The sequence below is a fragment of the Yinghuangia aomiensis genome (assembly GCF_039542225.1).
GTDB lineage: Bacteria > Actinomycetota > Actinomycetes > Streptomycetales > Streptomycetaceae > Yinghuangia > Yinghuangia aomiensis.
This window is the reverse complement of the sequence record NZ_BAABHS010000029.1, coordinates 59,680-82,879: the sequence shown is the minus strand read 5'-3', so window position 1 is coordinate 82,879 and position 23,200 is coordinate 59,680. Positions and strand designations below refer to the sequence as shown.

The following is a 23,200-nucleotide window of genomic DNA, read 5'->3' as shown; positions in this document are numbered from 1 at the left end:
CGGCCACGAGGACCTGCCATGACGCAATCCCTGATTCACCGGATCCTGGACTACCGCAACCGGGCCAATCCGTACCCGCTCTACGAAGAGCTGCGCGAGACACCGGTTCTGCACGAGGACGGCGGTCCGTACGTGGTCGGCACGTACTACGAGATCCGCAGCCTGCTGCACGATCCCCGGATCAGCTCCGACGCGCGCAACCTGGCCTCGCCCGCGGCGAACCCGCTGGCCGACGCGTCGCAGGAGGAAGGCGCCCTGCCGCCGAGCTTCCTGAAGCTCGACCCGCCGGAGCACGACCGGCTGCGGCGCATGACGAACCGGCCGTTCGGCCCGCCGCACGCGCCGCACCACATCGACGGGATGCGGCCGGAGCTGCACGACATCATCACCGGCCTCGTCGACGGCATCGGCGACACCGGCCGGATCGACCTGGTGGAGCAGGTCTCGTATCCCTTCCCGGTGACGGTGATCTGCCGGCTGCTCGGCGTGCCGCGCGAGGACGAGCCGCGCTTCCACGTCTGGGCGGACACCCTCGCCGCGAGCCTCGACCCCGACCCGGACGCCGATCCCGCCGACCGGGGCAAGGTCGCCCACGATGCCCGCATGGAGTTGGGCATGTACCTGGCCGGCCTGATCGAGGAGCGGCGCAAGAACCCCGGCGACGACATGCTTTCCCGGCTGGCGACCGCCAAGGGCGAAGACGGTCCGATGACCACGATGGAACTGCTCAGCACGGCGGCGCTGCTGCTGATCGCCGGGCACGAGACCACGGTCAACCTCATCACCAACGGCATGCTGACGCTGCTGCGCAACCCCGACGTCCTCGAGCGGCTGCGGGCGGAGCCGCGGCTGGCCGTGCCCATCGTCGAGGAGCTGCTGCGCTTCGAGCCGCCGGTGCAACTGGTGCCGCAGCGGACCACCCTCGCCGACGTCGAGGTCCGCGGCGTCACCATCCCCAAGGGCGCCTCGCTGTGGCTGGTCCTGGCGTCGGGCAACCGCGACCCGCGGCGCTTCGCGGACCCCGACCGCTTCGACCCGGACCGCCCGGACATCCAGCACCTCGGCCTGGGCAGCGGCATCCACAGCTGCTTCGGCGCACCGCTGGCCCGGCTGGAGGCCCAGCTGGCCCTCGCGGAACTGGCCCGCAGGCTGGAGAACCCGTGCCTGCTGGAGGACCCGCCGCCGTACCGGCAGAACGCGGTACTGCGCGGCCCGCGGCACCTGCACATCGCGTGTGACGGAATCCGACCCTGAACCGCGGACTGGCCGAAACGTGCATGACCCGCCGACCGGGTGGGCAGCCGTTGGGGAAGCGAGAGGAGAGGCACCGATGAGTGACGCACGAACGCACGACAAGAACAGCTCGCAGGCAGGTCAAGGGGGTCAGGCGTCCGGCGGTGGTGCGGTGGAACCGCGGTCGTCGGGCTTCGGAGGCCCGGACGCGCTGAGTTCGGAGCGCGGCCGCACGTCCGTCGCGGACGGGGTCGTGGCCAAGATCGCCGGTATTGCGGCACGGGAGGTGCCGGGCGTCCACGAGATGGGTGCCGGTGCGTCGCGGACGTTCGGTGCGATGCGCAGCCGCATCCCCGGCGCGAAGCGGAACGTCGCCCAGGGCGTCGACGTCGAGGTCGGCGAGAAGCAGTGCGCGGTGGATCTCGACGTGGTCGTGGAGTACGGCGTCGAGATCGCCCAGGTGGCGAACGACGTCCGGCAGAACGTCATCGACTCCCTGGAACGCATGACGAGCCTGGAAGTGGTCGAGGTCAACATCGCCGTCGACGACGTCCACATCGAGCAGGACGACAGCCCTTCGGAGCGGCAGCTCGAGTAAGCCCGGTCGCCGGACGTGCCGGCGCGAATCAGTGGCCGGCGAGTTCGCGGCTGAGGTTGCCGGGGAACTCGGCGTCGGACGCCGATGCCGGTCGGTCCCCGGTCGGGAACGTGACGACGACCTTGCCGAAGGCCTGGCCCGAACGGTGCCGGGCGTAGGCCTCGGCGGCCTCGTCGAAAGCGAACTCGCGGTCGAGCACCGGATGTACGCCGTGCACGGCCAGTGCCCGCGTGAGTTCCAGGAACTGCGCGCGGCTGCCGACCGCGAGCGGCCGGATGCGCACACCCGCGTCGAACAGCGCCCGCACGTCGACGGGCGGGCCCGTGGGCGCGTCCGCCACGCGGTAACCGACGTAGGCGACTTCGCCGCCGATCGCCGCGGCGCGCACGGATTCCCCGAGTGCCCCGGCCACGTCCACCACCAGCGCGGCGCCGCGGCCCGCGGTCAGCGTGCGGACCTCGGCCGGCCAATCGCCGCGGCGGTCCACCACCGCGTGCGCGCCCAGCGCCCGCAGCCGCTCGGCTTTGCCGGGATCCCCGGTGGTCACGACCACGTGTGCTCCGGCGAGGGCCGCCAACTGCACGACGGCCAAGGCCACTCCGCCGGTGCCGGTGGCCACGACCGTCTCGCCGGGCAGGACGCGGCGGCCGCCGGTGAGGGCGTTCCAGGCGGTCACGGCGGTGAGCGGAAGCGCCGCGGCCTCCGCGTGGGACAGGTGGTCCGGGACCGGGACGAGAGCGGATTCGGGGACCACGGCGTACTCGGTCAGCGTGCCGTCGCGGGTAGTGCCGAGCTGGGCCGCGTGCTCGACGTCGAACGGTCCGTCGAGCCAGTCGGGGAACACCGTCAGCGCCACCCGGTCTCCCGGTTTGAACCGTGCCGCTCCCGCGCCGACGTCGACGACGTCGCCCGCCCCCTCGCATCCGGCCACCACCCCTGGGCTGACGGGTAGCGGATAGTCGCCTTCGCCGACCAGCACGTCGCGGAACCCGAGCGACGCGGCCCGCATCCGGACCAGGACCTCGCCCGCGCCCGGGACGGGCACCGGGCGCCGGCGGACGACCATGCCGGCGGCGGTGTCGGGGACCAGGTGGTAGCTGCGCATGGAGAGCTCCTCGGGTGCAAGGGACAGGGGGAGACGGGAACGGGAGGAATGGGGAGAAGGGGTCGCGGTCACGGGGTCTTGGAGTAGCCGAGCGCCTCCGTGATGCGGCCGTTCTCGACCCGCATCACATTGACGCCCAGGACCCAGTCGGCCTGCCCTTCCCCGAAGACGCGCTCGGGGTCCGGCGCGGCCGAGAACTCGGCGCGCCACGAGACGACCGCGCGGTCGCCGGCGACGATGACCTCCCGCGGGGTGAAGCGGGTTCCGGGGTCGTCGATCAGCGCCGTCCAGAAGGCCGCACACGCCGCACGGCCGTGGTACGCGGTGCCTTCGGGTGCGGGCTGCACGCCGACCATCACGCAGTCCTCGTCGATCAGCCCGTCCAGCAAAGCGGCGTTCCGCTCCACGAAAGCGTCGTTGAACCGGCGGATGACCTCGGCGGTGGTGTCCATGAAGACGAGTCCTTTCCCGGCGTGGTGGGGGTTCGGCGGTGCGATGGTCCGCTCCGCGACGACTCGTAGCCTCCGCCCGGACGTGTCTGCCGACAATTCCCCACGAGGTATCGCGGACGGGCGGCGCGATGGGTTACAACACCCGAGTGAACGCCACGACCGACCGGTTCCCCGGCGAGCTGCGCGACCGCCGCACGGCACGCCGCATCAGCCAACTCGAGCTCGCCATCCGCGCGGGCACGACCCAGCGCCACGTCAGCTACATGGAACGCGGGCGCTCCCACCCGGGGCGGGCGATGGTCGTGCGCATCGCCGAGTCCCTCGAACTCTCCCTCCGGGACCGCAACAAGCTGCTCCTCGCCGCGGGCTACGCCCCCGCCTACGCGGAAAGCCGCCTCGACGAACCGCTGCTGCGCCCGGTACGCGACGCCCTGCACAGCGTGCTGCACGGCCACATGCCCTACCCGGCCATCGTGCTGCGTCCCTACGGCGAAATCGTGGCCGCGAACCCGGCGCTGGACGTGCTGACCGAGGGCGCCGCACCGCATCTGCTCACCCCGCCGGTCAACATGCTGCGGCTGATGCTGCACCCCGACGGCATGGCCGCCCGCGTCCGCAACCTCGCCCAGTGGGGCCGGCACGTCACGGACAACATGCGCAGCCATGCGCTGCGCCATCCGGACCCGCGGCTCGACGCGTTCATCGCCGAACTCGACGGCTACCTTCCCGCGAAGCCCCCGCCCGGCGCGGACCACCTGGGATTCGCCGTGCCGCTGCATCTCGCGGCCCCCGAGGGCGAGCTGCGGCTGCTGACCACGCTGACGTCCTTCGCCACCGCCGTGGACGTCACGCTGGCGGAACTCCACCTCGAAGCGTTCCTGCCCGCCGACGAGGCCACCGCGGAGATCCTGCGGGCCCGGGCCGGAACCCCGCGCCGACGGGGGTAGCCGGGCCGCGACCGGGGGAGTGGTGCAGGGTGGGCCGGTTGCCGGGCCGGCCCGATTCCCGGAGGTGACTCATGTCGGAGGCCGTCGACGCAGCGCGAACGGTCATCCTGACCGTGGACGACGATCCGGCGGTCTCCCGCGCCGTGGCCCGGGACCTGCGGCGGCGCTACGGCGACCGGTACCGCGTGGTCCGGGCCGAGTCGGGGGCGTCGGCATTGGAAGCGCTGCGGGAGCTGAAGCTGCGGGGCGCGCACGTCGCGGTGCTGCTGGCGGACTACCGGATGCCGCAGATGAACGGCGTCGAGTTCCTCGAAGAGGCGCTCGACCTGTTCCCGGGAGCCCGGCGCGTGCTGCTGACCGCCTACGCGGACACCGGCGCCGCGATCGACGCCATCAACGTCGTCGACCTCGACCACTACCTGCTCAAACCGTGGGCGCCGCCCGAGGAGAAGCTGTACCCGGTGGTGGACGACCTCCTGGAGTCCTGGCGCGTCACCGACGGCAAGCAGGCGCCGACCACCAAGGTCGTCGGCCACCGCTGGTCGGCCCGCTCGTCGCAGATCCGCGAGTTCCTGGCCCGCAACCAGGTCCCGTACCGGTGGTACTCGTCCGACGAACCCGAAGGCGCACGCCTCCTGCGGGCCGCGGGGGAGGACGGACTGCGGCTGCCGCTCGTCGTCACGCCGGACGGCACCGCCATGGTCGAACCCGACGAGGCCGAGCTGGCGGCCCGCGTCGGCCTGTCCACGACACCAGCCGCGGACTTCTACGACCTCGTCATCGTCGGCGGCGGACCCGCCGGCCTCGGCGCGGCCGTGTACGGGGCATCGGAAGGCCTGCGCACCGTCTTGGTGGAGCGCGAGGCCACCGGCGGCCAAGCCGGCCAAAGCTCCCGCATCGAGAACTACCTCGGGTTCCCGGACGGCGTCTCCGGCGCCCAGCTCACCGACCGGGCCCGCCGCCAGGCCACCAAGTTCGGCGCCGAGCTGCTGACCGCACGCCAGGTCACCGCCTTGGAGGCCCGCGGCGCGGCACGCGTCCTGCGGTTCTCCGACGGCACCGAGGTGTCCGCGCACAGCGTCATCCTCGCCACCGGCGTGTCGTACCGGCAGCTGGACGTGCCCGGTGCCGACGACCTGACCGGCCGCGGCGTGTACTACGGGTCGGCGCTCACCGAGGCTCCGTCCTGCGAAGGCCAGGACGTCTACGTCGTCGGCGGCGCGAACTCCGCCGGCCAGGCCGCGATGTTCCTGTCCCGCAACGCCAGGTCGGTCACCCTGCTGGTCCGCGGACCCACCCCGGCCGCCACCATGTCGCACTACCTCCTGCAGCGGATCACCGAGTCCCCGACGGTCTCGGTGCGCACCAACACCGTCGTCGAGGCCGCGCACGGCACCGACCACCTGGAGAAGCTGACGCTGCGCGACACCGGGACCGGCGAGACCGAGACCGTCGAGACCCAGTGGATGTTCGTGTTCATCGGCGCCGCGCCGCTGACCGACTGGCTCGACGGCGCGGTGCTGCGGGACGCGCACGGCTTCGTCCTGACCGGCCCCGACCTGACGCCCGACGGGAGCCCGCCGGACACGTGGGCGCTGGACCGTCCGCCGTACCACCTGGAGACCAGCGTGCCGGGCGTGTTCGCGGCGGGCGACGTACGCGCCGAATCCGCCAAGCGGGTCGCCTCCGCGGTCGGTGAAGGCGCCATGGCCGTGATGCTCGTCCACCGCTACCTGGAGCAGTCGTGACCGTGCCCCGCCTGCAATGCGACGTCGACGAACTGCGCACGCTGTTCCTCTTCGAGAAGCTCTCCGACGACCAGCTCGCCCGCCTCTGCCGGGACGGCGGCGTCGAAGGGCACGACCCGGGCCCGGTCTACCGGGAGGGGGAGGAGGCGGCATGCTTCTACGTCCTCATCGACGGAACCGTCGTGCTCTCCCGCCGCGTCGGCGGCGAGGAGGTGGACGTCAACCGCAGCTCCACGCGGGGCGTCTACGCGGGTGCCTTCCAGGCGTACCTCGGCGACCAGGTGCCGCAGGTCTACAACAACTCGATGCGGGTCACCGAGCCGTCGCGGTTCTTCGTGCTGCCCGCCGAGACCTTCGCCGAGATCATGCACGACTGGTTCCCCATGGCCGTGCACCTGCTGGAAGGCCTGTTCTTCGGCGCCAAGAACACCCAGCAGGCCATCGGCCAGCGCGAGCGCCTGCTGGCACTCGGCTCCCTGACCGCGGGACTCACCCACGAGCTGAACAACCCGGCCGCCGCCGCGGTCCGGGCCACCGCCGAACTCCGCGAACGCGTCGCCGGGATGCGCCACAAGCTCGGCAAGATCGCGGCGAACCCGGTGCACCGGGACGCGGTGATCGCCCTGACCGGCTTCCAGGAGGACGCAGCCGAACGCGCCGCGCACGCACCGGTGCTGAGCCCTCTGGAGGCGTCCGACCGGGAGGACGCGGTTGCCGACCGGCTGGACGAGCAGGGCATCCCCGACGGATGGCGGCTCGCCCCGACGTTCGTCCAGGCCGGACTCGACCCGGCCTGGCTCGACCGGGTGGCCGCGGCGTTGGCCCCGGACGTCCTCGGCCCGGCGATGCACTGGCTGAACTCGACGGTCGAGACCGAGCTGCTGCTGAGCGAGATCGAGGACTCCACGCTCCGGATCTCCACGCTGGTCGAAGCCGCGAAGAGCTACGCCCAGCTCGACCGCGCGCCGCACCAGCAGGTCGACGTCCACGAGCTGCTGGACAGCACGCTGGTGATGATGTCGAAGAAGATCGGCACGCGGGTCCGCGTCGTGAAGGACTACGACCGCAGCCTGCCGCGGATCCCTGCCTACCCCGGCGAGCTGAACCAGGTGTGGACCAACCTCGTCGACAACGCCGTCTCCGCCATGGACGGCACCGGCACCGGGGCAACGCTGACCATCCGCACCACGCGCGACGACGACCGCGTACTCGTCGAGATCGGCGACACCGGCCCCGGCGTGCCTCCCGACGTCCGCGACCGGATCTTCGACCCGTTCTTCACCACCAAGCCCGTGGGCGAAGGCACCGGCCTCGGCCTCGACATCTCCTGGCGGATCGTGGTCGGCAAGCACCACGGGGATCTGCGGGTGGAGTCGGTGCCGGGAGACACGCGGTTCCAGGTCCGGCTTCCGCTCACCGCCTCCGACCCGCCCGGCGAGACGGGATGACCGAGAGCACACGGCTCACCGGCGGGCCGCGAGCTGCTCGCGTACCCAGGACGGGTCCGGGTTGGTGTGCGCCCGGCCGTGCACGACGACGGTCGGCACGGTCTCGTTGCCGTCGTTGACCGCCCGGACCGCGGCCGCTCCCGCGGGATCGCGCCAGATGTCGACCCAGTGCGCCGCGCGTGCCCGGCGACCCAAGCGGAAGCGCAGCCGCAGACAGTACGTGCAGCCCGGCCGCCAGTACACGATCGGGTGGCCGTCGGCCGCGCTGCGGCGTTGTGCCTCCGTCGCACGGATCGGCCGAGGGAAGACCAGGGGTGAGTGCACGACCGCGACCACCACGAACCCGACCAGGAACGCCGGAGGGGCCGCGCCGGGGGCTCCGCTCAACGCGGCCCCGGCAGCGAGAACGGCGCCGCACAGCAGGAGAACCAGCGGCAGGATCCAGGGGCGCATGCCGACCGAGGCTACCGAAGAGCCCGAGCCGCCCCGTGGGAACGGCGGCGGGACCCTCAGCGAGATGTCTTCGGCTCGGGGTGGACGTCGCGCCAGCGGGCTTCGCACACCGAGGACACGCCGAACGCCACGAGGCCGAGGGCGATGGCGTACAGCGGCCACGGCCCCAGCGGGCCGGACGCGGTCTGGCGCAGGGTGTCGTCCAAGCCCTTGGCCTTCCGCGGGTCGTACGCGGCCGCGGCGGCGACCAGGAACACGCCGACCGCGCCGACCACGACGCCGCGGGCGGAGCGCCCCACGGCGCCGAACGTCTCCACGAGGACACGCGAACTCTCCGACATCTTCCCGAGTCTCAGGTTCTTGAGGAAGCGTCGGCGCACCGCGTTGACCACCATCACCACGCCGCCTACCACGACGCCGATGCCGACCAGCAGGACGAGCCAGCGGCCTCCGGTGTGGCCCATCGCACGCGCGGTGAAGTCCTTGGACTGCTCGTCGCTCGACCGGTCGCCGCCGCTCCCCGTCACGAAGGCGATGATGCTGCCGCACACCACCCCGTAGACGATCGCCCGCGCCAACGAGGTCAACCGCTTGGTGGCTTTTCCGCCGTCCGGCCCCGGCCGGCCGTACAGCACCTCGACCAGTCGCCACAGAGTGAGCCCGGCGAAGCCGACGGCGATCGCCCATACGATGACGCCGCCGCCGGGCTGTCCGGCCACGGTGCGCAGCGCACCCTGCCGGTCGGCCTCCTTGCCCGGGGCGTCCGTCCCGATCTGCACGGCGAGTACGCCGACCAGCACGTAGTTCACCCCGCGCGCGACGAGCCCCAGGCGGGCGAGCGAGCCCAGCCACGAGCTTGCCGCGACCTCCTTTCCGGCGGCCTGTACTGTTCCGACAGCGTCCGACATGGCGCCTCCTCCCTGAGGATTCGCTTGCCGGAACCGGCCCGATCATGCGCCCGGCGACCAAACGCCGGTCCCCTGCGAGCCCGCGGAGCACCGCCGGGGCCGTTGTCGGTGCCGCCGCGTACGTTGATCTCACCAAACACGAGATGCCGTGTGCGGTTCGGTGTGAACGGTGAAGCGGCCCGCCCGGGCGACAGGGCGGGCCGCTGCCGTTCCGCGCCGGCTCTCCTCCAATTCGTCAGAGGTGGTCGGCCATGGACCGGTGGAAGTGGATGATCCCCGGTTCGTTGCGGCCCGCGTGGGTGTGCGGGATCAGGCCGGATGCCAGGTTGCGGTGGATCAGCTCCGATTCGGGGAAGTCCTCGGCGACGGTGACCGACTCGGCGGCGTCGAAGCGGTCCTCGAAATAGCCGCGGTCTTCGTCGGTTTCGGCCGGGCGGTAGGTGTAGAGAGCGTGTTCGACGGTGGTGGCGTCGACCGCGTCCGGGGTGAAGCGCCAGGTCATCACGTAGTCGGCGACGTTGCTGACGATCACGTTGGGTGCGAGGAAGTACTGCAGGACCGCGTGGGGGCGCAGTTCGCGCTCTGCTTCCGGGAGCTCGGCTTGGTCGAGGAGGCTGCTGCGGGGGACAACAAGGCGGTTGTGGGGGCCGAAGGCGTCGAACGGGGAAGCGCCGCTGAGGTAGAAGGCGCCGAGCGAGCCCCGGTGCAGGGCGAAGACGTGGTAGTTCTCGAAGAAGGTGTCGAGCAGCAGCTTCCAGTTGCACGACCAGGTGGTGGTGACGCTCGTGTACGGCAGCAGTTTCGGGTAGTCGTGGGCCGCGAACTGCGGGGCCAGACCGGCCAGCCAGTCGTCGACGTCGACCGGTTCCGGGCCGGTCGGCCGGACCACCACGATGCCGTGCCGTTCCGCGACCGGGAGCGCCGCCAATCCGAGGTCCTCGGAGTCGAGTTCGTCGAAGCCGCCGCAGGACCGCGGTCGGCCGAGCAGCCGGCCGTCGGCGGTGTCGTAGACCCAGCGGTGGAAGGGGCACGACACCGCCCGCCCGGTGTTGCCGCGGCCGCGTGCCAGGGGAGAGCCGCGGTGGCGGCAGGCGTTGAGGTAGGCCCGTACTCCGCCGTCGGGCGCCCGCACGACGAGGATGGGCACGCCGCCGGAGGCGAAGGCGACGTGGTCGCCGGGCTCGGGCACGTCGGCGCCGAGGCACGCGAACACCGGGCGGGCGCGGAACAACTGGTCACGTTCCCTGGTGTGGTGGTCGGGCGAGACATACGTGTCCGCGGGGATGCGGAGCACGCTGTCGGCGAGCGTGGTGGTGCGCCGCGCCGCCATGGCGATGACCCGCCCGACCAGGTCGAGTTCGGTACGGCGGTCCATCAGGCCGGGGCCGCCGTGAGGACGGCGTCGACCGTCTCGGGCGAATGCGCCCACGGGACGGTGACGTTGACGAACCGGTAGTCCGGCGCCAGCCGCGCGTCCGCGACCTTGTCGAGGAAGACGTTGGCTGCCGCGGCCGCGATCATGCGGGCCGTCGGCGCACCCGAGCAGATGCGCGGGCCGAAGCCGAACGCCATGTGGCGGGTGGCGTGCTGCCGGTCGAGGCGGAACTCGCCCGGGTCGGGGAACTGCGCGGGGTCGCGGTTCGCACTCGCGAGGCCGAAGGCGACGCGTTCCCCGGCCGGGATGGTGACGCCGCCGACCTCGACGGGCTCGGCGGTCCGGCGCAGGATCACCGCGTCCGGCGATTCGGCGCGCAGGACCTCCTCGACGAGGGCGGGAACCAGCGTGCGGTCCTCCCGCACCCGGCTCTGGACGTCGGGGCGCGCGCACAGCTGCCAGACGAGGTTGGCGACGAGTTGCGTGGTGGTGCCGGTCGCGGCGACCAGGAAGAAGACGAACTGGGTGCGGATCTGCAGGTCGGTCAGCGCGTAGCCCTCCACGGGGCGCTGCATGCGGCTGATGAAGTCGTCGCCGGGGTCGGTGCGTTTGCCGGCGATGACGGCGTCGATGTCCCCGATGACGTCGGTCGCGGCGTCGCTGAGGCCCTTCCCGCGGTCGACCATCTTCTTGCGCGCGAAGCCCTCGGCCCAGCGCACCCACGTCTCCATGCGGTCGTCGGCGACGCCGAACAGCCGTGCGGTGACGCGGATCAGCACGGGATCGGCGAAGGCCTCGACCAGGTCGACGGGGCCGTCCTCCGCGAGCGCCTTGTCGAGGAGTTCGGTGCCGGCCTCGTGGGTGTGGCCGGGGATCCAGCGCAGCGTGCTGGGCGCGAGCGCGGCGTGGATGACGCGGCGCATCGCGCTGTGCTCGGGTTCGCGGATCTCGTGGATGAAGCGCTGCTCGGGCGGGGTGGGCCGGCCGGATTCGCGGAAGCCGTCGACGAAGAGGTCCATGTGGGCGGTGGCTTCGTGGACGGCGGCGTAGTCGGCCAGGAACCAGATCCCGGACGCGGTGCGGGAGACCGGGCATTCGCGCCGGTGCCGGGCGACTTCGGGATGGTCGGGGTCGAGTTGGAGGACGTCGGGCGGCGACGCGTCGGGCTGCTCGGCGGGCTGCGGCATCAGGCCTCCTGGGTCGCGGGGAGCGGCGTTCGGCAGTGCGCGGGGAGGTCGTCGTCGGCGAAGCGGTACAGGTCCATCGGGTTGTCCCAGAGGATCCGCGCCTTGGTCTCGGGGGAGAGGTCGTCGGGGCTGAGCGCGAGGAAGCGGTCCAGCGTGTGCGGGTACTTCGAGTCCGGGTGCGGGAAGTCGGATTCGAAGACGATCTTGCGGTCGCCCAAGTGCCGTACCACGTCGGCGACATGCGGGTCGTCGCACTCGCACGAGATCCAGCAGTTCTCGGCGAACGTTTGGACGGCGGACCGGGTCAGGCCGGGGAATTCCGCGGCGCCGGCGAGTTCGAGCTGCTCGTCGATGCGGTGCAGCCACGACGGCAGCCAGCCGCAGCCGGCCTCCATGTAGGCGCAGCGCAGCCGGGGGAACCGGTCGAAGACGCCGCCGCAGAGCATCGACAGCATCGCGGACTGGGTCTCGTGCCAGTGCACGACGGCGTGCCACTCGGTGAAGGTCCGGAAGCGCCCGGACCCGGCGGTGACGGCGTTGAGCCCCATGAACTCGTGGGTGGCGAGGGCGCAGTCGAGGTCCTGGAGCAGTTCGTAGACCGGGTCGTAGTAGCGGTTCCCGAGGTCGCGGTGGTTCACCAGGTTCGGGCGGGTCCAGAAGCAGCGGGTGCCGAGGTGGTGGTACGCGTACTCGATCTCCTCGACCGCGCGGCTCACGTCGGTGAGCGGGATCGGCCCGGAGACCACGACGCGCCCGCCGGAGGCCTCGCGCATCTCGGCACCCCAGCGGTTGTACGCGCGGGCCATGGCGGCCTGGAGCGCGGGATCGATGCCGTCCGGCCACATGTCGAACTCCGGGCCGTACACGACGCCGATGTCGATTCCCTCGACGGCGAGCGCCGCCGCCACGCGGTCGCCGGTGAACCCGCCGTGCACCAGGTCGGGGCCGTACTTGGCGATCATGTCCTCGGTGGTCCAGCCGATGGCGCGTTGGAACCGGCCGTACAGGATCGTCGGGTGCTGCGTGTACCGCCCGTCGACGGTCAGCGGATTGACCGTCTCGATGCCGGGGGCGGGGGCCGGTCTGACCCGGTCGCGGAACGCCGGGTCGAGATGGCGTTGCCACAGGTCGGGCGGGTAGACAACGTGGCAGTCGGCGTCGAAGACGCGGAGGCCGTCGCGCATGGCGGAATGCAACTCCTCGAGAAATCTCGGGTGGGGGAGTGCTTCAAGACGCGCATGTTCAACTGATTGACAGTCATCTGACAGACAGTCACTTGATCCTTTGATAGCAACGGGCTCCGCGCCCAACCAATCGGATTCCGGCTTGCGTGTCCACAACGCGCGACACGGCGGTCACGATGCGCGAGGGGTCCCCCGCGGTGTTTGCCGCCACGGGGGACCTCGGTTTGCGCGTGCGGACAGGCGTCGCGGCGGCCGTCCTGGCGGGCTCGGCGGCTCGTAGACTCGCGCGGGTGGAGGAGCAGACGGCCATCAGGAATCCGGCGCCCGCCCTGCGGCCGTACGTCGGCCCGTATGTGGGTTTCGACTTCCGCGGGTTCCCGGCCGGGGTGCACTGCGGCCCGCCGAGCCGCGCCCTCACCATGGTGATCAGCCTGTCGGAACCCTTGGAAGTGGCGTCGGGCGTCGACGACGGGTCGCCGGTCACCCGATTCGGCGGCGTGGCCGGCGGTCTGATGTGCCGGTCGGTGGCGATCCACCACGACGGTCGCCGGCGTGGGGTCCAGGTGTCGCTGACTCCGCTCGGCGCTCGCGCCGTCTACGCCGTGCCCGCTGCCGCGCTCGCCCACCAGTTGGTCCCCCTCGACGAGCTTCTCGGCGCGCTCGCTGCCGAGTCGGCCGACCGGCTCCGCGCGGCGACGACCTGGCCGGCGCGGTTCACCGTGCTGGACGAACTGCTCCTCCGCGCCGTCGCGGGCAGCGCCGACCGCGACCCCGCGCACCGGATGCGCGCCGAGGTGACCGGGGCCTGGCGCCGCCTCGTCGCCGCGCGCGGCAGGGTCCGGATCGACACGGTCGCCGCGGAACTCGGCTGGAGCCGCCGCCACCTCACCGACCGGTTCCGCGGTGAGCTGGGCCTGTCGCCGAAGACGTTCGCCCGGGTCCTGCGCTTCGAGCACGCGCACGACTTGGCGACGGTGCGCGACCCGCTCCCGTGGGCCGATCTGGCGTCCCTCTGCGGCTACGCCGACCAGGCCCATCTCGCCCGGGAGTGGCGCGAGTTCACGGGACGGTCGCCCACGGCGTGGCGTCGCGGCGAGGTCCTCCTCGGCGCCGGGTAGCCGCCGCGCGTCACCGCTGTTCCCTTTTCTTCAAGACCGCACGGTCACCGCCGCGTGACGATGGCCGGCATGAGACTTGTGGATCACGAACGCAACCCCGTCGACCTGCGCACCACCCCCGTCCACCTCGGGCTGGGTTCGACGGCGAAACCCGTCGAGGGCTTCGCCTGGGACCCGGAGGTGCTCCAGGCCTACGGCGCTGCCGTGGCCTCGGACGGCGCCGAGGGCCGGATGGTGATGATCTTCGACGGCGACGGCCCCGGCGACCATTGGGAGAGCCACCCGGCCGGCGACGAACTGGTCGTCTGCCTCAGCGGATCGGTGACGGTCGTCCGCGACGTGGACGGGGTGGCCGACCGCATTCTGCTCGGGCCGGGCGAAGCCACCGTCAACCCGGCCGGGGTATGGCACGCGGTCGACATGGCCGGGCCGACATCCATCCTGACCGTCACCGCCGGCGCCGGCACGGACCACCGCCCCCGGACGACCGAGGGGTGATGCGGTCCGCCGCTTCGACATGCTTCGGGGCGCGGGCAGTCCTAGGGTCGAAGGAGGGCCCGGGCGTGTTGCCGGCGGTGCGGGGCGGCGGCAGAGCGCGCGTCCGGAAGCGCACAATCCGCGAGGAAGATCATCATGACCACATCTGCAGACACTCCCGTCATGGACACCTTGGCCGCCATGACGCTGGATTCACTGGAACGCTGCGGCCTCGAACCGGACGTTCTGGTGCTCACCCGCATCGCCGCGCTCGTGGCCATGGACGCTCCTCCCCTGTCCTACACGATGCATCTGGCCGCCGGCGCCGAGATGGCGATGACGGCCGAGCAGCTCCAGGACGTCCTGGTCGCCATTGCCCCGGTCGTCGGCACCGCACGGGTCATGGCGGCGGCCGGGCACATCGGCGAAGCCCTCGGCGTCGAAATCACCACGGCACGGCAAGACACCATGGGCTGATCCGTTTTCACGCTCCCATGACCACTGCGGTCTCCCTTCAAGGACTACATCGAGGAACGCGGCGTGGCCGGGGCGGCCGGCGAGGGCGTCTGACACCCGGCTGAGCCGGCCGAGCGGCGACGGGCACCGAACCCCGCCGGGTCGTCCGGCGGGTTTCGGTGCCCGTCGGCTCGCGGTGTCAGCGCGGACGGGCCCGGACGGACGGCTCGTCCCAATCCGCTTCCTCGCCGGTGCCGCCGTGGTCGGGGGCGGGCAGGAGGCCGAGCGCGTCGGCGACCGGACGCCCGCCGTCGGCGGGGTGGCGCAGGACGGTGTCCGGGGTCACCCGGTAGACGGTGCGGCGGCCTGCCCGGGTCCGGGTGAGATAGCCGTCCCGTTCCAGATCCGCGACGATGCCCTGGACCGCGCGTTCGGTGAGCCGGCAGGTGGCGGCGATGTCGCGCAGCCGGGTATTCGGATCGCGGGCCACGGCGGCCAGGACGCGTGCATGGTTGGTCAGGAACGTCCACCGTGGGGTGCGCGCCTCGTTTATGGAGCCATGATGGACGACCCAAGTCGCGGTCCTCGGACGAACCCAGAAAGCGAAACGGGATACCGGAATAGCTCTTCGTATTACGTCTTGCGCCCGGCTGCCGGTCGGCCGGACGCTGGAACCGCCAGGAGTCCGATGACACCGACCCCACCGGAGTCGAACGCATGCCGCATGCCGATTCGCGCCACCGACCGCCTGCCGCCGAGGGGCTGATGCCCTTCGAACCCGCGCCGCTGGTGGTCGCCGTGCAAAGCGATCCCCCGGACGTGTGGATCCGCGTCGGCGGCGAGGTCGACCTGGACAGTGTTCCCCGACTGCGCGACGCGTTCGACAAGGCGCTGGCGGAAAGGCCGGAGCGGCTGCACCTGGACATGGCGGCGGTCGAATTCTGCGACAGCAGCGGCCTGAACACCCTGATCCTCGCCTGCCAACGGCTCGCGGAATGGGACGGCCGCATGCTGCTGACCCCGAGCCGTCGCGTCCGCCGGCTCCTCGACCTGACCGGCGCCGCCGAATTGTTCACCTTGGACGCCGTCCCGGGCGACCCGTTGTGACACCGCGCCCCGGCTCCCGGACGGTCTTGTCGCCGTCCGGGAGCCGGGGCGCGCCCCGCGTCCGGAAACGCGCGTACCTGTCGGTGCGGATCCGATCCGTCTCCTCGCCGCGAGGCCGTGGCCCAGCGCCCCTCCCAACAAATCGGTTCGCCGATTCGCGCGCATGGTCCGGTCCGACCGGGGAAACCGGCCGGAAGAAACCGGCACCAAGACCGAGGGGGCTCCCGCACATGACGAACAACCGGGGAACCCTGGACGGCAACCGTCGTGCCACCGGCTTCACCCTGCCTCCCCAGGGACAGCGGAGGCGGCTGAGACTCGCGGGGACACCCAAACCCGTCGCCCGGGCCCGTGCCTTTGCCGCACAAGCCCTTGCCGACTGGTCGTGGCCCGGGGACGCGACGGACGCGGACCACGACGTGGTCCTCCTCGCGGCCGAACTGGTCGCCAACGCCGCGATGCACGCGGACGGCCCGCTGGAACTCGTCGTCGACTTCACGGGGACCCGGATGCGCATCGAGGTCGCGGACGGCTCGCCCGTCCTGCCCGCCCCGCGCCGTCTCCACCGGCCGGGAGTGCCCGGTGGGCACGGCCTCGTCATCGTGCAGCGGAGTTCGGACCGCTGGGGCGCCTCGCGTCATGCCCGGGGCAAGACCGTGTGGGCGGAGATCGACGTCGTGTAGCGGGCCGGCACCCGAGCGACTCCGGCACCGGAGGACTAGGGTCGCTGTATGGGCATCCGCGTTCGCCGGGCTCGCTCCGCGCCGGGTCCGACCGGTCACGCCGGGGGGAGCGGTGTCCGCTCCGCGTGACGAGCAGCAGCCGCCGAGCCCGGGCACGGATACCGAGGCTCTCGCCCGTGTGCTGCGCGCGGCCGTGCACAGGACCAACGGAACGGCGAGCGGGCTGTACGTGACCGAGCCCGGCCATCCCGTGCTTCGGTTGGTGGCCTTGTGCGGGGTCCCGGTGGAATTCGCCGAACCGTGGCGCCGGGTGCCGCTCACCGGGCCCGTGCCCGTCGCCGACGCCGTGCGCGAGGAACGGCTGGTGTGGGTAGGCGGACCCGACGACCTGGCACGCAACTACCCGCGGGCCGCGGTCGCGCTGCCGTATCGATTGGCCCTCGCCGCCGCCCCGATCCCCGGTTCCTCCGGGCCGCTCGGCGCGCTGCTCCTGCTGTTCCCCGGCGGCCGGCCGCAGCGCGTGAGCCCCGAGGAAGTCGAAACGTTCGTGGCGCTCGCCCACGACACCGGCCGGATGCTCGAGGACACGGGGCCGCTGCCGCTGCCGGCCGAGCCGTACCGGATCGGCCTGGAACCGGACGGAACGGCGGCGGAGCCCGCCGATGCGTTCGCCGACCGCCTCCCCGGCGGCAGCATGGCGCTCGACCTCGAAGGCCGGATCACGTTTGTGACCGACGCGGCGCTGGACCTGTTCGGCGTCCACCGGGAGCAGGTGCTCGGCACACTGCCCTGGCAGTCGCTTCCGTGGCTGGACGACCCCGTCTACGAGGACCGCTACCGTGCGGCGGTGATCAGCAGGGCGCCGGTGGCGTTCACCGCGCTGCGCCCGCCCGACCGGTGGCTGTCGTTCGCGCTGTACCCCGACGGGACCGGGGTGAGCGTCCGGGTCCTGCCCGCGGTCGAGGATCCAAGCGCGGCCACCGCGCTCCCGGCGACTTGGCCGACCGCCGCCGGACGCTCACCCCGGGTGGGGCGCCTGTACTTCCTGATGCACTTGGCCGCGGCGCTGACCGAGGCCACCGGGGTCGCCGATGTGGCGGAAATGGTGGCGGACCAGATCCTCCCCGCCTTCGACGCGGACGGGATGGTGCTCTCCGTGGCCGAGGCCGGCCGGCTGCGCATCCTCGGCCACCGCGGGTACGCGCGGGAGACCATCAGCGGGCTGGACGGGCTGCCGGTGGACACGGTGCTCACGCCCGCCGGCCGGGTCCTGGACAGCGGCATCCCGTCCTTTTTCGAGGACCGCGAGGAGCTGGCGCGGGTGTATCCCGGGGCAGAGACCGTCTCCGCCAAGATGGCCTGGGCCTTCCTGCCCCTGATCGTGGCCGGCCGCACCACGGGCTGCTGGGTTCTGTCGTACGAGCACCCGCACGAGTTCACGGACGACGAACGCGCGGTCCTGACCTCGCTGGCGGGCCTCGTCGCCCACGCCCTCGACCGGGCCCGGATGTACGACGCGAAGCACCATCTGGCGCACGCGCTGCAGGAGGCGCTGCTGCCGCGTGCGCTGCCCGAGATTCCCGGCCTGACCGTGGCGGCCCGCTACCTGCCCGCCGTGCACGGGGTGGAAGTCGGCGGGGACTTCTACGACTTGATCCGTCTCACGGACACCACGGCGGCGGCCGTCGTCGGCGACGTGCAAGGCCACAACATCGCCGCTGCCGCGCTGATGGGCCAGGTGCGCACCGCCGTGCACGCGCACGCCACCGCGGCGGCGGACCGTCCGGAAGAGGTGCTCGCCCGTACCAACCGGGTCATGGCCGATCTCGAACCGGATCTTCTGGTGTCGTGCGTGTACGCCCACTTCGACGTGGCCCGGCGCCGTGTCTGCCTGGCCAGTGCGGGCCACCCGGCACCCCTGCTGCGGCAGGCCGACGGGCAGGCCCGCACCCTGGCGGTCGAGCCGGGGCCGCTCCTGGGTATCGAGCGGGACACCGCCTACACCGTCACCGGGTACGAGCTGGAAGCGGAGGACATCCTCGTCCTGTACACCGACGGACTGGTCGAACATGCGGGCGTCGACATCGACCGCAGCACCGCCGAACTGGTCGCCGTACTCGGCGCCTTCCGCGGTGCCGACCTCGGCGACCTCATCGACCGGCTGGTGCGGCACGCCTACCCCGACAGCCGCTACACCGACGACATCGCACTCCTGGCGTTGCGGGCGGACGCCGTGCATGGCTCTCGCGGATCCGGGTAGCGAACTGCCCACGCCGCCCCTCCGGACGGCGTACAGCCGCGGAGAAGGAACCCATCCATGCTGCTTGCGCACCCCGCCGTCCTCGCCGAACTGATCGACAGCTACGAGGCCCTGAACCTGCTCCACGCGGAGCACGGCGCGAAGGAGGCCCGCAGGCGCATGGAAGATGTCGCTTACACCCTGTGTGTATCGACGGGAACCACCGACATCGACGCGGCTTTGGCAGCGGCCCGCCGCCGTCTCCTCGAGGCCCGCCCGGCAGGCACTGTGCCGGCGGTCGCGTGAGCACGGCCCGACGGAAGGAGTTCTCATGAGTGACCGCGGTGCGATGGACAAGCTCAAGGGCAAAGCCAAGGAGGTCGCCGGGAAGGTGACGGGCGACAAGCGGCAGGAGTCCGAAGGCCGGACCGACCAGGCCAAGGGCAAGGCCAAGGACGCCGTCGACGATCTCCAGGACCGCGCGCGCGGCGTCCGGGACTCGCTGTCGCGGGACCGCAAGGAACCCTGACCAAAGCCGCGGTGGGCCCGCCGCTGCGCAGCCGCGGCGCGGGCCCCGCATCGTGACGCCGGGCGGCGGCACGCCGCTGTTGCGGAGCGTGCCGCCGCCCGGCCGCGTTCAACCCGGCAGGGCTACGCGTCAGGACTCGTCCGAGCTGTTGTCGGTGAGCGAGTCGCGCACCCCTTGGACCTGGTCACGGGCCTTCTCGGCGGTTTCCTTGACCTCGCCCTTGGCCTGGTCGGTCCGGCCTTCGGACTCCTGCCGCTTGTCGCCTGTGACCTTCCCGGCGACCTCCTTGGCCTTGCCCTTGAGCTTGTCCATCGCGCTGTCGCCGCTCATCGCGGAACTCCTCGGATCGGATCGTCAACTGCGGGCCGCCGGATCGGGGGGCCCTCGTCCCACCCTGCGGCCTCGGGCACCGGCCCGCCTCCGGCCGGGCAACGGATTGCGCCGGTCGGCGCAGTCGTAAGCCGGGTCGTCTCCGGCATGCATCCCGTCGTCGCAGCCGGGCAGCCGCCCCAGCATGAACGTCGACGCAATCCCGAGCGGCCTCGAGCACGCGGAGATTCCGGACCGCCCCGCGGAAATCCCGCGCAACGCCTTGGCGCACATACCGGACGGCGACGGGATATCCGGGTACCGGCGGGTCCGGGCTCAGCCGCGCAGCGTCGTCGACGGGGGGACGCCGTAGCGCCGGCGGTACGCGGCCGCGAAGCGGCCTTGGTGGGCGAACCCCCAGCGCAGTGCGACGTCCGTGACCGTGGTCGCCGCGGGGTCCGCACCCCGCAGATCGTCGTGGGCGCGGGCCAGGCGCACCTGCCGGAGGTAGGCCAGCGGCGTGGTGTCGGCGTGCCGCGCGAACGCGTACTGCACGGCGCGCGGCGTCACGGGGACGGAAGCCGCGATGTCGGAGAGCGCGATGTCGAGATGGGCGTGCGCCTCGATGAAGGCGATGGCGGTGCGGACGGTGCGATTGTCGGCGTCCAGGCTGTCGGCCGCCGTCTCGGCCCCCATGCTGTTGGGCATCGAGGCCAGTGCCACGGCCGCGAAGTGCCGGGCCGCCGTGGCGACCGCCAGGGGACTGCTGCCGACCGCGTCGTCCGTGAGCACATGGTCGCGCAGGTAGGCCACCGCCGCGCCCAGTGCCCGGTTCGCCTGCGGTGCGATCGCCCGCTGTCCGGTCAATCGGACGTCGCCGCGCGTCCCGCCGCCGGTGGCGGCGACCTCGCCGAGGAGCGCCGGGTCGAACATGGTGATCGTGTAGCGGGCGGCACGGACCTCGCCTTGGTACGGGCGGTCGAACGGGGCGATCATGAACGTTTCGCCGACGCCGAACACCTCGTGCGCTCCGTCGGTGCTGTCGACGAAGCTGCCTTCGTGCACGGTCACGAGGCAGACCTGGTTCAGGCACCCGGCGTCGTACGCCATCGTGTAGTCGAACGAGAGCCGGTCGACCATCAGCCGGTCCGCGGCATGGCGCACGATCCGCGCCCGCGAGTGCTCCGGCCTTCCGCCGATGCTCATCGGGGTGTACGCCGAGGACAGGAACTCCTGGGTCTCGGCAAGGTCCGAACTGCTGAACGAAAGCGTCTGCATCATTCCTCCGCGGTGTCTCGTTCGCGGGCGTACGAGGGTTCCCGCGGCTGCCACGGGTCCGCCGCGGCGCCGTGCTCCCGTGCGCCTGCTTCCGAGCCGAGGTCGGTGCCGATCCCGAGGGCTTCCGCGACCGGGCGGCCGCCGTCGGCCGGGTGCCGCAGCGCCGTCCCGGGGATGACCCGGTAGGTGGTGCGGCGTCCGGTGCGGGTGCGCGAGAGGTAACCCGCCTGCTCCAACTCGGTGAGGATGTGCTGGACCGCGCGCTCGGTGAGCAGGCACGTCGACGCGATGTCGCGTACGCGCGTCTCGGGGTCGCGGGCCACGGCGGTGAGAACACGGGCATGGTTCGTCAGGAAGGTCCATCCCGCGCCGCGTGCGTCGTTCATGGGCCCATCATGCCCGAGGAAAGCTGCGGTGTGATGCATGAATTGTGTTTCGTTATTTGTCTTGCCGCGGCACCCCGGCGCTCACATGCTGAGAGCACCGGAAGCTTTGCACGCCTCCCTCCGCACAGGAACGGACCGAAGTGGACCGAAGCGGACCGAAGTGGACCGAGGCCCCGTGCCCGGCGCCGCTGCGCCCGGCACGGTGTGCCCGCGTCCGCCGCCGTCCTCCGCTCACGAACGACCGGCGCGCCTGCGCCTCGACCCGGGCGATGTTCGTTTCGCGGACAGCCGCGCCCTTCGTCCGGCACCACCCGATGCCGTCCGTTTCACGATCAACCCCACGACGCCCCGGAAAGGAACCCGTGGTGACGCCGTCCCACCCGCTCCCGGTCGACCCGATCGCCGACATCGCACCGCACGGCTCGGCAGACCTGACGGCGGCCGATCTCCACGATGCCCTGGTCGGCGCCGTCTACCCGGCGCGTCCCGCCGAACTGGCCGCCCTCGCGGTCCGCAATCACGCGGCGCCCCGGCTCGCCGAAGCGCTCGCCGCACTGCCGGACCGCCCGATCGTCGGGCCGAACCAGATCCGCGTCACGATCCTCGGCCCGGACGCATGACGACGGGATCCGAGTTCCCTGACGGTCGGCGTTCGGCACCTGGTCGTCTTTCGGGAGGGGCACCGGTGGCCTAGCGGCACGCGTCCCCGCTTGCGGTGGCCTCCCGCGCCGGAATCATGGTTCGGGGGAGACACCGGGGGCCCGAGCCCTGATCTGGGCGTCAGCACGTACTTGGAGTACACATGACGCAGCTTCCGCCGCCCGTCACGCCGTACTTGGAGCCTGCCGCACGGCAGTTGGCCGAGGCCACGGAACCGCACCCGCGGATCTACGAGGTGCCGCCCGAGCAGGGCCGCGACATCCTCGCCGGTCTGCAGAGCGGCGAGGGCGTCCCCCGCCCGGAGGTGGACGAGGAGTGGGTGGAGGTCGACGCCGGAAAGTGGGGGAAGGTGCGGACGCGCATCATCCGCCCGAAGGGCGCGACGGGCGCGCTCCCCGTGGTGGTCTACATCCACGGTGCCGGCTGGGTCTTCGGTGACGACAAGACACACGACCGGTTGTTCCGGGAGCTGGTCGTCGGGGCGGGCGCCGCGGGCGTGTTCCCGGTGTACGACCGGGCGCCGGAAGCGAAGTACCCCACCCAGGTGGAGCAGAACTACGCGGTCGGCCAGTGGGTCCGCAAGAACGGCGCCGACCACGGCCTGGACACCTCGCGGGTGGCGGTGACGGGGGAGTCGGTCGGCGGGTGCATGTCGACGGTCTTCGCCCTGATGAACAAGGAGCGCGAGGACGGCATCGACCTGAAGGCCCAGGTGCTGCTGTATCCCGTGACGGACGCGGAGTTCGACACGCCGTCGTACCTGGAGTTCGCGGAGGGCTACTACCTCACCCGCGACGGCATGAAGTGGTTCTGGGACGCGTACACCACCGACCCGGCCGAGCGGAAGCAGCACTACGCCTCCCCGCTCCGGGCGTCCCTCGACCAGCTCCGAGGGCTGCCGACCACGTTGGTCATCACCGACGAGGCGGACGTCCTGCGCGACGAGGGCGAGATGTACGCCAACAAGCTCCGCGAGGCGGGTGTCGACGTCACCTCGGTCCGGGTGGCCGGCATGGTCCACGACTTCCTGCTGCTGGACAGCCTGCGCGACACCCGCGCCGCGAACGTCGCGCGCCACCTGGCGATCGAGGCTCTGCGCACGGCACTTCACGACAACTGAGCCGCGCTCCGACGCCTGCTGCCGTCCGCCCGGGATCCGGGCGGACGGCAGCAGTTCGTCGTCGCGGTTCCGCGGATCGCCATGCCCGTTTCCGGGGCGTCGCAGCCCCTCGGCCTCCGTCACGGCGTTCCTACTGTGGAACGCTTATTCCAACTTTGGCTTCTGTTGGTCTTGTTTTCTTGTCACAGGCAAGCATCATG

Annotated in this window: 27 protein-coding genes; 16 read left to right on the top strand and 11 right to left on the bottom strand. The window is 71.9% G+C overall.

Features of this window, described 5'->3' with window-relative positions:
- Nucleotides 1-18: 18 nt before the first annotated feature.
- Nucleotides 19-1,254 carry a cytochrome P450 gene (locus ABEA93_RS31670; protein WP_345679302.1) on the top strand — a complete coding sequence of 412 codons (1,236 nt, stop codon included), beginning with the start codon at nt 19-21 and terminating at the stop codon, nt 1,252-1,254.
- A 76-nt stretch (nt 1,255-1,330) separates the two neighbouring features.
- Complete coding sequence (locus ABEA93_RS31665; RefSeq protein ID WP_345679301.1) at nt 1,331-1,831, top strand: Asp23/Gls24 family envelope stress response protein; 501 nt, start codon at nt 1,331-1,333, stop codon at nt 1,829-1,831.
- Between the two features lie 28 nt (nt 1,832-1,859).
- Here the strand turns inward: ABEA93_RS31665 and ABEA93_RS31660 are convergent, their stop codons facing one another.
- The gene (locus ABEA93_RS31660) at nt 1,860-2,936 is read right to left on the bottom strand and encodes a zinc-dependent alcohol dehydrogenase family protein (RefSeq protein WP_345679300.1); all 1,077 of its coding nucleotides are present in this window, start codon (nt 2,934-2,936) and stop codon (nt 1,860-1,862) included.
- Between the two features lie 68 nt (nt 2,937-3,004).
- Nucleotides 3,005-3,388 carry a nuclear transport factor 2 family protein gene (locus ABEA93_RS31655; RefSeq protein ID WP_345679299.1) on the bottom strand — a complete coding sequence of 128 codons (384 nt, stop codon included), beginning with the start codon at nt 3,386-3,388 and terminating at the stop codon, nt 3,005-3,007.
- A gap of 146 nt (nt 3,389-3,534) precedes the next feature.
- On the opposite strand from ABEA93_RS31655, the gene ABEA93_RS31650 reads away from it, so the two are divergent.
- The 3 genes from ABEA93_RS31650 (at nt 3,535) to ABEA93_RS31640 (ending at nt 7,531) form a co-directional block, all read left to right on the top strand.
- Nucleotides 3,535-4,335, top strand: a complete 801-nt coding sequence (locus tag ABEA93_RS31650; protein WP_345679298.1) for a helix-turn-helix domain-containing protein — start codon at nt 3,535-3,537, stop codon at nt 4,333-4,335.
- Between the two features lie 71 nt (nt 4,336-4,406).
- On the top strand, nt 4,407-6,083 hold the full coding sequence (locus tag ABEA93_RS31645; RefSeq protein ID WP_345679297.1) for an NAD(P)/FAD-dependent oxidoreductase: 1,677 nt from the start codon (nt 4,407-4,409) through the stop codon (nt 6,081-6,083).
- Nucleotides 6,080-7,531, top strand: a complete 1,452-nt coding sequence (locus ABEA93_RS31640) for an ATP-binding protein (protein WP_345679296.1) — start codon at nt 6,080-6,082, stop codon at nt 7,529-7,531. The genes ABEA93_RS31645 and ABEA93_RS31640 overlap by 4 nt, the downstream gene beginning before the upstream one ends.
- 15 nt (nt 7,532-7,546) lie before the next feature.
- On the opposite strand, the gene ABEA93_RS31635 is transcribed toward ABEA93_RS31640, so the two are convergent.
- From ABEA93_RS31635 to ABEA93_RS31615, 5 genes are all read right to left on the bottom strand, one after another.
- Nucleotides 7,547-7,984 carry a glutaredoxin domain-containing protein gene (locus ABEA93_RS31635; RefSeq protein ID WP_345679295.1) on the bottom strand — a complete coding sequence of 146 codons (438 nt, stop codon included), beginning with the start codon at nt 7,982-7,984 and terminating at the stop codon, nt 7,547-7,549.
- Between the two features lie 56 nt (nt 7,985-8,040).
- Complete coding sequence (locus ABEA93_RS31630) at nt 8,041-8,892, bottom strand: DUF1206 domain-containing protein (protein WP_345679294.1); 852 nt, start codon at nt 8,890-8,892, stop codon at nt 8,041-8,043.
- Between the two features lie 235 nt (nt 8,893-9,127).
- Nucleotides 9,128-10,267: an aromatic ring-hydroxylating oxygenase subunit alpha gene (locus ABEA93_RS31625; protein ID WP_345679293.1), complete on the bottom strand. Its 1,140-nt coding sequence runs from the start codon at nt 10,265-10,267 to the stop codon at nt 9,128-9,130.
- Complete coding sequence (locus ABEA93_RS31620; RefSeq protein WP_345679292.1) at nt 10,267-11,454, bottom strand: cytochrome P450; 1,188 nt, start codon at nt 11,452-11,454, stop codon at nt 10,267-10,269. Before ABEA93_RS31620 ends, ABEA93_RS31625 begins: the two co-directional genes overlap by 1 nt.
- The gene (locus ABEA93_RS31615) at nt 11,454-12,638 is read right to left on the bottom strand and encodes an amidohydrolase family protein (RefSeq protein ID WP_345679291.1); all 1,185 of its coding nucleotides are present in this window, start codon (nt 12,636-12,638) and stop codon (nt 11,454-11,456) included. Before ABEA93_RS31615 ends, ABEA93_RS31620 begins: the two co-directional genes overlap by 1 nt.
- 290 nt (nt 12,639-12,928) lie before the next feature.
- Here ABEA93_RS31615 and ABEA93_RS31610 point away from each other — a divergent pair, with 290 nt between their 5' ends.
- The 3 genes from ABEA93_RS31610 (at nt 12,929) to ABEA93_RS31600 (ending at nt 14,710) form a co-directional block, all read left to right on the top strand.
- Nucleotides 12,929-13,756 (top strand): helix-turn-helix domain-containing protein, encoded by an 828-nt coding sequence (locus ABEA93_RS31610; protein WP_345679290.1) that lies wholly within the window; start codon nt 12,929-12,931, stop codon nt 13,754-13,756.
- 69 nt (nt 13,757-13,825) lie between these two features.
- Nucleotides 13,826-14,254: a cupin domain-containing protein gene (locus ABEA93_RS31605; protein ID WP_345679289.1), complete on the top strand. Its 429-nt coding sequence runs from the start codon at nt 13,826-13,828 to the stop codon at nt 14,252-14,254.
- A gap of 135 nt (nt 14,255-14,389) precedes the next feature.
- The gene (locus ABEA93_RS31600) at nt 14,390-14,710 is read left to right on the top strand and encodes a carboxymuconolactone decarboxylase family protein (protein WP_345679288.1); all 321 of its coding nucleotides are present in this window, start codon (nt 14,390-14,392) and stop codon (nt 14,708-14,710) included.
- A gap of 178 nt (nt 14,711-14,888) precedes the next feature.
- Here the strand turns inward: ABEA93_RS31600 and ABEA93_RS31595 are convergent, their stop codons facing one another.
- Nucleotides 14,889-15,242 carry a helix-turn-helix transcriptional regulator gene (locus tag ABEA93_RS31595; protein ID WP_345679319.1) on the bottom strand — a complete coding sequence of 118 codons (354 nt, stop codon included), beginning with the start codon at nt 15,240-15,242 and terminating at the stop codon, nt 14,889-14,891.
- Nucleotides 15,243-15,454: 212 nt separating this feature from the next.
- Here ABEA93_RS31595 and ABEA93_RS31590 point away from each other — a divergent pair, with 212 nt between their 5' ends.
- The 5 genes from ABEA93_RS31590 (at nt 15,455) to ABEA93_RS31570 (ending at nt 19,247) form a co-directional block, all read left to right on the top strand.
- Nucleotides 15,455-15,796 (top strand): STAS domain-containing protein, encoded by a 342-nt coding sequence (locus ABEA93_RS31590; protein ID WP_345679287.1) that lies wholly within the window; start codon nt 15,455-15,457, stop codon nt 15,794-15,796.
- Nucleotides 15,797-16,026: 230 nt separating this feature from the next.
- Nucleotides 16,027-16,479 (top strand): ATP-binding protein, encoded by a 453-nt coding sequence (locus ABEA93_RS31585; protein WP_345679286.1) that lies wholly within the window; start codon nt 16,027-16,029, stop codon nt 16,477-16,479.
- 112 nt (nt 16,480-16,591) lie between these two features.
- Nucleotides 16,592-18,739: a SpoIIE family protein phosphatase gene (locus ABEA93_RS31580; RefSeq protein WP_345679285.1), complete on the top strand. Its 2,148-nt coding sequence runs from the start codon at nt 16,592-16,594 to the stop codon at nt 18,737-18,739.
- 57 nt (nt 18,740-18,796) lie between these two features.
- Nucleotides 18,797-19,024, top strand: coding sequence for a DUF5133 domain-containing protein (locus tag ABEA93_RS31575; RefSeq protein WP_345679284.1), 228 nt, complete (start codon nt 18,797-18,799; stop codon nt 19,022-19,024).
- Nucleotides 19,025-19,049: 25 nt separating this feature from the next.
- Nucleotides 19,050-19,247, top strand: coding sequence for a CsbD family protein (locus tag ABEA93_RS31570; protein ID WP_345679283.1), 198 nt, complete (start codon nt 19,050-19,052; stop codon nt 19,245-19,247).
- A 129-nt stretch (nt 19,248-19,376) separates the two neighbouring features.
- On the opposite strand, the gene ABEA93_RS31565 is transcribed toward ABEA93_RS31570, so the two are convergent.
- Nucleotides 19,377-19,577: a CsbD family protein gene (locus tag ABEA93_RS31565; RefSeq protein WP_345679282.1), complete on the bottom strand. Its 201-nt coding sequence runs from the start codon at nt 19,575-19,577 to the stop codon at nt 19,377-19,379.
- 184 nt (nt 19,578-19,761) lie between these two features.
- Between ABEA93_RS31565 and ABEA93_RS31560 the strand changes: the two genes are divergently transcribed.
- Nucleotides 19,762-19,929, top strand: coding sequence for a hypothetical protein (locus tag ABEA93_RS31560; RefSeq protein ID WP_345679281.1), 168 nt, complete (start codon nt 19,762-19,764; stop codon nt 19,927-19,929).
- Here ABEA93_RS31560 and ABEA93_RS31555 read toward each other — a convergent pair.
- Nucleotides 19,893-20,834, bottom strand: a complete 942-nt coding sequence (locus tag ABEA93_RS31555; protein WP_345679280.1) for a helix-turn-helix transcriptional regulator — start codon at nt 20,832-20,834, stop codon at nt 19,893-19,895. The two genes, ABEA93_RS31560 and ABEA93_RS31555, sit on opposite strands and share 37 nt — an antisense overlap.
- Nucleotides 20,834-21,220 carry a MarR family transcriptional regulator gene (locus ABEA93_RS31550; protein ID WP_345679279.1) on the bottom strand — a complete coding sequence of 129 codons (387 nt, stop codon included), beginning with the start codon at nt 21,218-21,220 and terminating at the stop codon, nt 20,834-20,836. Before ABEA93_RS31550 ends, ABEA93_RS31555 begins: the two co-directional genes overlap by 1 nt.
- 365 nt (nt 21,221-21,585) lie before the next feature.
- On the opposite strand from ABEA93_RS31550, the gene ABEA93_RS31545 reads away from it, so the two are divergent.
- On the top strand, nt 21,586-21,840 hold the full coding sequence (locus ABEA93_RS31545; RefSeq protein WP_345679278.1) for a DUF2795 domain-containing protein: 255 nt from the start codon (nt 21,586-21,588) through the stop codon (nt 21,838-21,840).
- Between the two features lie 182 nt (nt 21,841-22,022).
- Nucleotides 22,023-23,000: an alpha/beta hydrolase gene (locus ABEA93_RS31540; RefSeq protein ID WP_345679277.1), complete on the top strand. Its 978-nt coding sequence runs from the start codon at nt 22,023-22,025 to the stop codon at nt 22,998-23,000.
- Nucleotides 23,001-23,200: the final 200 nt, after the last annotated feature.